Below are 7,021 nucleotides of genomic sequence, written 5' to 3'. Positions count from 1 at the left end.
CCCTAACGCTGGACTTCATTCAGACGGAAGAAGCCTTTCCGGTCGAGCACTTCTGCTTCCGAGTATCAGAAGAAGAATTCGATCAAATCCTTCGGCGCTTGCGAGACGCAGGCATTGCTACAGAAGCCAGGTTCGAGGTCCGACGGATCGGAAGATCAACACGGACTACGGCGGAAGAATGGTTTACTGGAACGAGCCCGAAGGCCATCAGTGGGAAATGCTCACGGTCAGCTATGCACGCCGTTCAGGCGCTGCGTAAAGTGGCGCCTGACCCTTCGTTCAAGCGGACGCGTGACGACGCCGTCTAACCCAACGTCAAACAACTGAGCCTCTTCGTGCGCAAAGCCAAACCTGAGCAGTCCATCCGAATGCGGATCCTCGTCGTGGATCCGCCGTCTGGCGTTCAGTTCGCCGTGCAACGCGGTCGGTCGGAGTTGCTGGAGCCGTTGCCTGGGCAGCACGAGGCATCCAGTTCGAGCTCTCGCTTCGCCTGGGTTCGCCGCTGCTGGAGGGATCTGTCAATTTCGTGGGTGAGTTTGCACAGGGGCCGCCGTCGGACCGCTTCGTCTACATCAACTCCGGCACCCTCGCGGGCCAGGCGAACTCAGGATGGACACGTCGCGCGAAGTTGAAGCTGGCTTCCATTCCCAGGCAGATCGTCGAGGCGGTACTCTCTACCTCTGAGGGGGTCATCGAGGCTCGCGTTGTCGGCACGATGGCCGATGGCGGCCCAGTTTGCGCATCGGTTCAACCCCGATCAGTCGTCTGGAGTTTCGCGCCGGATCTTGCCTGAGCCTTTGCAGAGGCTTCCCGCGAGTCAAGCCGCTGATGACCTGTCGAGTCTTCTGGGTTGAAGTACGGCGTGGCACCTGGCCCGAACCCAGGTATGGGGTAGTACATTTCCCCGGTTTCTGCCCCGGCGCCCCACCTTCGCGGACCGTCTGGATCGAATCTGAGGCCTTGCCATCCCCATGCATCGGCACCATCGCGGCCACTTCGTCGCCTTCGGTCTGCTTCCCGTCTTGAATGCGGTGGCGAGCATGGGCATCCGATGGCTCTGGGCCACCGTTTTGCTTGTGGCGCCCTGGATGGCCCTCGTGGTGGCATCCGCACTCCCCTGAGTCGCACGCACATCGTCGCAAGTTTTCTTCAACGAGGAGATTCACATGCCCGTCGATCCCAAGACCTACCTGCTCGTCCACGTGCTGCTCAGCCTGGTCGGCATCTTCTCCGGCCTGGTCGTCGTGGGGGGCTTGATCGCCGGTGTCCGCTTCTCGCGTTGGGTGGGACTGTTCCTGGCGACGACCTTGTTGACGAGCCTCACCGGGTTCGGCTTTCCGTTCGTCGCGCTGCTGCCGTCCCACATCGTGGGGGCGTTGTCGCTGGTCGTCCTGCTGGGCGCCTTGGCCGCGGTGTACTGGAAGCATCTTGAAGGGGGCTGGCGCCGAGCCTTCGTGGTGCTCAGCGTCGTGGCGCTCTATCTGAACGTCTTTGTGCTTCTGGCCCAGCTGCTGCAGAAGACGCCGGCGCTGGCCCTCCTGGCGCCGACCCCTGCCGCCCCGGCGTTTGCAGCGGCCCAAGGCCTGGTTCTCGCGCTTTTCGCGGTGCTCGGCTGGGCAGCGGTCAAGGGCTACGGGCGCGGCGCGGGCAGCCGCTGAACCCGCGCGTCGGGACCCCCACGATGCCGCTCACCCGCCCTGTCCGGATGCTCACGCGTTACAGCGCCTGGGCGAATGCCCGCCTGTTCATGGCCTTGAGCGGCTTCGCGGCCAACGGCAACACGCCGGGCGCAGCTTCCTCGCTGGGGCGCATGCTCGGCACGCTCAACCACGCGCACCACATCGACCTGATCTGGAAGGCCCACCTCCAGCACGAGCCGCATGGCTTTGGTTCCCGCACGCCCGAGGTGCTGCTCCCGCTCGATGCCCTGCAGGCGGCGCAAGCGGCCGTGGACGACTGGTACGTCGGGTACGCCGACCGGCTTTCGGACGAAGCGCACGAGGAGGTGGTCTCGTTCGCGTTCGTCGACGGCGGCGCCGGGTCGATGACGCGGGGCGAGATGCTTCTCCACATCGTCAATCACAAGACCTACCACCGCGGCTACGTCGCGGAGATGCTCTACCGGGCAGAATCCCGCCCACCGGTGATGGATCTTCCGGTCTTTCTGAGAGACGCTCCGCCAGGCGTTCGGGCCGGGCACCGATGAACAGCGAGGTCACCCCATGTCCGACCACACCGTCCGCCTTCACCGCGTTCTCCGCAGCCCGCCCGAGAAGGTCTACCGCGCCTTCCTCGACGGCGATGCCCTGAGCAAGTGGCTGCCTCCGTACGGCTTCACGTGCAAGGTCCACCACCTGGAGGCGCGCGCCGGCGGCAGCTTCCGCATGTCGTTCAGCAACTTCACGTCGGGCAACAGCCACGCGTTCGGTGGTGAGTACCTGGAGCTGGTGCCGAACGAGCGGATCCGCTACACCGACACGTTCGACGACCCCAACCTGCCCGGTGTCATGGAGGTGACCGTGTCGCTGAAGCCGGTGCTCTGCGGCACCGACGTGAGCATCACGCAGGCGGGCATCCCCGAGGTCATTCCGCTCGAGATGTGCTACCTGGGCTGGCAGGAATCGCTCGCCCAGCTGGCCCAGTTGGTGGAGCCGCAGATCCCCGACTGACGAGGCGCACCGCGGCCCCAGGCTCAATGCTTGTGACCGCCGTGCCCGTCCTGCTTCGCGGGCTGGGTCCCGAGCGCCCTCACTTCGGCCTTGACCTCCACAGTGTCGCGCTTGCCGGTCTTGTCCTCGAACACCAGCGTGAGCGGCACGCTGTCACCGGCCTTCATCTGCTGCTTGAGGTTCATCAGCATGACGTGATAGCTGCCGGGCTTCAGGTCGACGGCCTTGCCTGCCGGCAGGGCCAGTCCCGGGATCTCGCGCATCTTCATCACGCCGTCCTGGATGCTCATCTCGTGCAGTTCGACCAGGGCCGCGACGGTCGATTGGACCGAAACCAACCGGCTGTCCTGCGCCGCGGTGAGCTGCATGAAGGCGCCCGTGGCCTTTTGCTGCGGCACCGTTGCGCGAACCCAGGCGTCCTGGACGGCGACCTGGGCCGACGCGGCAGTGGCCAGGGCACCGCACAACAGTGCGGCGGCGATGGAGGGTTTGACATGCATGGCAGATCCTTTCGATAGGTCGGATTGTTGAAGTGCGTCAGTGCGCGCCGCGTGCGGTCGGCCTGACCGCGGGTGGGTGAACGAAGGCGAGGCCGGAACGCGACGCTCACGCGCTGCGCTGCCGGGGTTCGACGTTCAGGTCTTCAGTGGGGGAGCGCGGGACTGGGCAATGGCCCAGGCGAACAGGGTTCGCGGCGCGGCCAGGAACAGCGCAGGAACGCGGTGCTCCCGCACGTCGAGGATCAGGTCTGCCGGGGCGGCGGGCGGCAGTCCCGGCACGGCCGTGTGCGTGGAGCAGTAGGGGCAATGCTCGAGCGCATGAGCGCGCGACCCGCCCGGGTCCGACAGGTCCGCGGCATCCGGACCCAGCGTGTCGCCGGCATCGACACGAACCAGCTTCGAGCCGGTGACGCTGCAGACCTCGACCCAGCCCGCGGGAACGTCGGCGGCGAACGCATGCGACAGCGTCGGCGCGAGTCCGCCCAGCAGGATCGCGCAGCACGCGATCCACAGCGTGAGGGCTCGGAGCCGGCGGCCGATGGTCATCGAGGCATTGTAGGCACGGAGGGCGAGCAGCCCGATACTGCGCGTCATGATGCAAGTCATGTCGACGTGAACGATCGATGCGCACCTACCTCGCCAACCGCTGGTTCCGCATCGGCTTCTGGCTGGCCGTGCTGGGCTGGAGCCCGCTGCTCGCCATCGTGCTGCTCGCGGCGGTGGGCCTGTGGCCCGATCCGAACCCCAACCCCATCGGGCCCGGGCTGCTGTTCTTCTTCAGCTTCTGGCCGGCGGTCGCCTGATGGGCCTCGGCGCCTTCCAGGTCCGGCGCGGGCGCTGATGGCGGGCGACGGGTCTTCGGTGCCTCCGGCGCCGTTCTGCCTGCGGTGACGGCATCATCCGCACCATGCTGCGCCCCACCCTGCTGATCACCTACCTGTTCGGCGCCGCGCTGGCCGCGCTGGGCCTCGTCGTGCTGTTCGGCGGCGGGGTCGCGCTGCCCACGCGGGAGCCGCCGCGGCAGTTCGTCTTCAGCGGCGTGTCGCTGTGGCTGCTGGGCCTGTCGCCGCTCATCGCGGGGCTGGTGTGCATGGGCCTCGCTCGCGGCCGGTTGTCGCGCGAGTCGCCCACCACACGCTGGGCGCTGGGTGCGAGCATGGCCGCGCTGGGGCTCGCGTTCCTGCTGGCGCCCAAGGCCTGAGCGCCGGCTGGCCACCCCTCCACCGATGCCACACCCGCCCACCATGAGCCGCGACACCCCGCCTGCCTGTCCCGATGCCGACGGTGGCGCCGACGCCGGCGCCCGAGACGACACCGGCGCCACCGCCGTCATCAGCCATCGCGTGCGCCACGACCGCCAGGCCGACTACGAGCGCTGGATGGCCGAGATCGCCCCGTTGAGCCGGGCCGCGCCGGGGCACCTGGACTGGCACGTCATCCGCCCCATCCCCGGACTCACCGAAACGTTCACGGTGATCATCCGTTTCGACACCTGCGAGCACCTGCAGGCCTGGATGGCCTCGGCCGACCGCAGGCGCCTGATCGAGGCGGTGTCCCCGCTGCTGGAGAGCGGCGACGACTTCTTCATCCGCAGCGGGCTGGACTTCTGGTTCACGCCGGCCGGCGCGAAGGCCCAGCTGCCGGTGCGCTGGAAGCAGGCGCTGGTCACGTGGTCGGCGATCTACCCGCTGGTGCTGCTGGTGCCGCTGCTCGTTGCGCCGGTGCTGAGCGCGCTGGGCCTGGCGGGCCACCCGCCGCTGACGATGCTGGCGGTGACCGGCATCGTGGTCAGCCTGATGGTCTGGGTGGTGATGCCGCGCTACACCCGGCTGCTGCGGCGCTGGCTGTTCGCCTGAGGCCGGGGCGACCGGATGCCCGCGCGCCGCCTGCCGCTGCGCGGCGCCCTGCTCGCCTGGCTGGCGATCCTGGCGCTGGCCTTCTTGAACGGCGGGCTGCGCGAACTGGTGCTCGTTCCTCGCCTCGGCCTGCCGGCCGCGCTGGTGCTGAGCGGGCTGCTGCTGTGTGCGTGCATCCTGGCGGTGGCGCTCGCCTGCATCCCGCGCCTGGGCCCGCTGGACCGCACACAATGGCTCGGCATGGGCCTGCTCTGGCTGCTGCTCGCGCTGGGCTTCGAGTTCGGCTTCGGCCGCATGGTGCAGGGCAGGTCCTGGCCCGAGCTGTTCGCCGCGTACCGCTTCGGCGACGGCAACCTGTGGCCGGCCGTGCTGGTCTTCACGCTGTTCGCACCGCTGCTGGCCGCGTGGCTGCGCGGCGGCGGCAGGCCGGCCCGCTGATGGCCAGCAGGCGGTCGGCACTTGCCTCGGGCACCGGCCATGTTCTACAACGCCACCCTCCGATGAAGCCGATCCGACCGTCCGCCGCGACGTGGCAGCGTTCCGCGCCAGGGTTCCGCGTGCCGACGCGGCGGCGGGCGATGGTGCGGTGGCAACTGCTGCTGTTGTCGATGTTGCTGCCGCTGTTCCCGCTGCCGTCGGTAGCGCAGGACGCCACGCTGCACCGCGCCCTGCTGGGCCTGTGGTGCAACTCCGAGGATGGCGGGCGCAGTTGCTGGGCCTGGGACGAGTTCCATGCCGATGGCCGCTTCGAGGCCTGCGGTCGCACCGAGGACGACCCGCGCCCCTTCCACGGCGCCGGCCGGGTCGACATCAGCGGCGCCCGCATGTGCTACACCGTCACCGCCGCGAGCGAGAACTTCTGGCTGCGCCCGGGCCAGCGCTACTGCACCGACATCGTTGCGATCGATGCGCTCACCCACCGCTACCGCGACCTCGACACGCAGGCCGAATTCACGCTCTACCGCCGCGCGCCCGGCGACAAGCACTGCCCCGGCTGACGACGAACAAGACCACGCCCAGGAGACCGACGCTTGATCACGCTGCAGTTCCTCGTCACCTCGCTCATCGTCGTGCTGATCCCCGGCACCGGGGTCGTTTTCACCGTGTCCACCGGGCTCGCGCAGGGCCGGCGCGCCAGCGTCTATGCGTCGCTGGGCTGCACCGCGGGCATCGTGCCGCACCTGCTGGCCTCGATGCTGGGGTTGTCGGCGGTGATGCACACCAGCGCTCTCGCCTTCCAGGCACTCAAGTTCGCCGGGGTCGCCTACCTGTTCTACCTGGCCTGGACCACCTGGCGCGACCGCGGGGCGTTCGCCGTCGACCGGGACGCCACCGCCGCACCGCTGCCGATGCGCAGCCTGGTCACGCGGGCCGCGCTGCTGAACACGCTGAACCCCAAGCTCACGATCTTCTTCCTGGCCTTCCTGCCGCAGTTCGTGGCAGCGGACGCTGCTTCGCCGCTGGCGCAGATGCTGGTGCTCAGCGGCGTGTTCATGGCGATGACCTTCGCGGTGTTCGTCGTCTACGGGCTGCTGGCCGACGCCTTCCGCGGCGTGGTGCTCGAGTCGCCGCGGGTGCAGGACTGGCTGCGCCGCGGCTTCGCCGGCTGCTTCGCCGGGCTGGGCGCGAACCTCGCGCTGTCGGAGTCGCGCTGAGCCGCACCGCCCCATGAACGCCGATCTGCTGGACAACATCACCTGGCACACGCTGTCCGGGCCGCAGTCGCGCTGGTCGGTCGGTGGCGACACGGCGCGGCGCTATGCGCCGGGCTTCTCGCCGATCGTTGGGTTCGCGGACCTGCAGCGCCCCGACTTCGCCGCGCTGGCGCCGCACTGCGCCAGCGGTGAGCCCTTGTACTGCGCCGGCTGGTCCGGACCGGCGCCGGCCGGCTGGCACATCGAGCCGAGTCCACCATGCACCAGATGGTGTGGGACGGCCCGGCGCCGCCGCCGGCCCGATGCCGACGATCCACCCGAGCGGCGCTGCCGCCGGGCAC

At 68.9% G+C, this 7,021-nt stretch carries 11 protein-coding genes and 3 pseudogenes; 12 read left to right on the top strand and 2 right to left on the bottom strand.

The annotated features are described in order from the left end of the window. The 5 genes and pseudogenes from x551_RS26545 to x551_RS16580 form a co-directional block, all read left to right on the top strand. Positions 1-308 (top strand): annotated as a pseudogene (locus x551_RS26545) (hypothetical protein); the annotation flags it as partial. A 140-nt stretch (positions 309-448) separates the two neighbouring features. Continuing rightward, positions 449-793: pseudogene (locus x551_RS27545) on the top strand (DUF5990 family protein); the annotation flags it as partial. Positions 794-1,166: 373 nt separating this feature from the next. After that, positions 1,167-1,658 carry a hypothetical protein gene (locus tag x551_RS16590; protein ID WP_036235217.1) on the top strand — a complete coding sequence of 164 codons (492 nt, stop codon included), beginning with the start codon at positions 1,167-1,169 and terminating at the stop codon, positions 1,656-1,658. Between the two features lie 23 nt (positions 1,659-1,681). Further along, positions 1,682-2,206 carry a DinB family protein gene (locus x551_RS16585; RefSeq protein WP_036235215.1) on the top strand — a complete coding sequence of 175 codons (525 nt, stop codon included), beginning with the start codon at positions 1,682-1,684 and terminating at the stop codon, positions 2,204-2,206. A 16-nt stretch (positions 2,207-2,222) separates the two neighbouring features. Continuing rightward, positions 2,223-2,669, top strand: coding sequence for an SRPBCC family protein (locus tag x551_RS16580; protein ID WP_036235213.1), 447 nt, complete (start codon positions 2,223-2,225; stop codon positions 2,667-2,669). A 23-nt stretch (positions 2,670-2,692) separates the two neighbouring features. Here the strand turns inward: x551_RS16580 and x551_RS16575 are convergent, their stop codons facing one another. Both x551_RS16575 and x551_RS16570 read right to left on the bottom strand, forming a co-directional pair. Next, positions 2,693-3,169 carry a copper chaperone PCu(A)C gene (locus x551_RS16575; RefSeq protein WP_036235211.1) on the bottom strand — a complete coding sequence of 159 codons (477 nt, stop codon included), beginning with the start codon at positions 3,167-3,169 and terminating at the stop codon, positions 2,693-2,695. Positions 3,170-3,304: 135 nt separating this feature from the next. Next, positions 3,305-3,763, bottom strand: a complete 459-nt coding sequence (locus tag x551_RS16570; protein WP_231497775.1) for a DUF2946 domain-containing protein — start codon at positions 3,761-3,763, stop codon at positions 3,305-3,307. A gap of 29 nt (positions 3,764-3,792) precedes the next feature. On the opposite strand from x551_RS16570, the gene x551_RS16565 reads away from it, so the two are divergent. The 7 genes and pseudogenes from x551_RS16565 to x551_RS16535 form a co-directional block, all read left to right on the top strand. Then, positions 3,793-3,972, top strand: a complete 180-nt coding sequence (locus x551_RS16565) for a hypothetical protein (RefSeq protein WP_036235209.1) — start codon at positions 3,793-3,795, stop codon at positions 3,970-3,972. Positions 3,973-4,076: 104 nt separating this feature from the next. Next, complete coding sequence (locus x551_RS16560) at positions 4,077-4,370, top strand: hypothetical protein (RefSeq protein WP_011828284.1); 294 nt, start codon at positions 4,077-4,079, stop codon at positions 4,368-4,370. Between the two features lie 43 nt (positions 4,371-4,413). After that, on the top strand, positions 4,414-5,025 hold the full coding sequence (locus x551_RS16555; RefSeq protein WP_231497774.1) for an antibiotic biosynthesis monooxygenase: 612 nt from the start codon (positions 4,414-4,416) through the stop codon (positions 5,023-5,025). 15 nt (positions 5,026-5,040) lie between these two features. After that, positions 5,041-5,463: a hypothetical protein gene (locus x551_RS16550; protein ID WP_051495890.1), complete on the top strand. Its 423-nt coding sequence runs from the start codon at positions 5,041-5,043 to the stop codon at positions 5,461-5,463. 62 nt (positions 5,464-5,525) lie between these two features. Then, positions 5,526-6,023 carry a hypothetical protein gene (locus x551_RS16545; RefSeq protein WP_152543549.1) on the top strand — a complete coding sequence of 166 codons (498 nt, stop codon included), beginning with the start codon at positions 5,526-5,528 and terminating at the stop codon, positions 6,021-6,023. 33 nt (positions 6,024-6,056) lie between these two features. Further along, positions 6,057-6,680 (top strand): LysE family translocator, encoded by a 624-nt coding sequence (locus x551_RS16540; RefSeq protein WP_036235203.1) that lies wholly within the window; start codon positions 6,057-6,059, stop codon positions 6,678-6,680. Between the two features lie 13 nt (positions 6,681-6,693). After that, a pseudogene (locus x551_RS16535) lies at positions 6,694-7,021 on the top strand (GNAT family N-acetyltransferase); the annotation flags it as partial.

Source organism: Methylibium sp. T29, assembly GCF_000576205.1.
In the GTDB taxonomy this organism is placed as follows: Bacteria; Pseudomonadota; Gammaproteobacteria; order Burkholderiales; family Burkholderiaceae_C; genus Methylibium; species Methylibium petroleiphilum.
The sequence above is the reverse complement of the archived record's forward strand: the minus strand, read 5'-3'. Positions and strand labels throughout refer to the sequence as shown.

Coding starts and splice junctions, on each gene's coding strand:
- x551_RS16590 (WP_036235217.1), top strand. CDS start 1,167: ATGCCCGTCGATCCCAAGACCTACCTGCTCGTCCACGTGCTGCTCAGC.
- x551_RS16585 (WP_036235215.1), top strand. CDS start 1,682: ATGCCGCTCACCCGCCCTGTCCGGATGCTCACGCGTTACAGCGCCTGG.
- x551_RS16580 (WP_036235213.1), top strand. CDS start 2,223: ATGTCCGACCACACCGTCCGCCTTCACCGCGTTCTCCGCAGCCCGCCC.
- x551_RS16575 (WP_036235211.1), bottom strand. CDS start 3,169: ATGCATGTCAAACCCTCCATCGCCGCCGCACTGTTGTGCGGTGCCCTG.
- x551_RS16570 (WP_231497775.1), bottom strand. CDS start 3,763: ATGACGCGCAGTATCGGGCTGCTCGCCCTCCGTGCCTACAATGCCTCG.
- x551_RS16565 (WP_036235209.1), top strand. CDS start 3,793: ATGCGCACCTACCTCGCCAACCGCTGGTTCCGCATCGGCTTCTGGCTG.
- x551_RS16560 (WP_011828284.1), top strand. CDS start 4,077: ATGCTGCGCCCCACCCTGCTGATCACCTACCTGTTCGGCGCCGCGCTG.
- x551_RS16555 (WP_231497774.1), top strand. CDS start 4,414: ATGAGCCGCGACACCCCGCCTGCCTGTCCCGATGCCGACGGTGGCGCC.
- x551_RS16550 (WP_051495890.1), top strand. CDS start 5,041: ATGCCCGCGCGCCGCCTGCCGCTGCGCGGCGCCCTGCTCGCCTGGCTG.
- x551_RS16545 (WP_152543549.1), top strand. CDS start 5,526: ATGAAGCCGATCCGACCGTCCGCCGCGACGTGGCAGCGTTCCGCGCCA.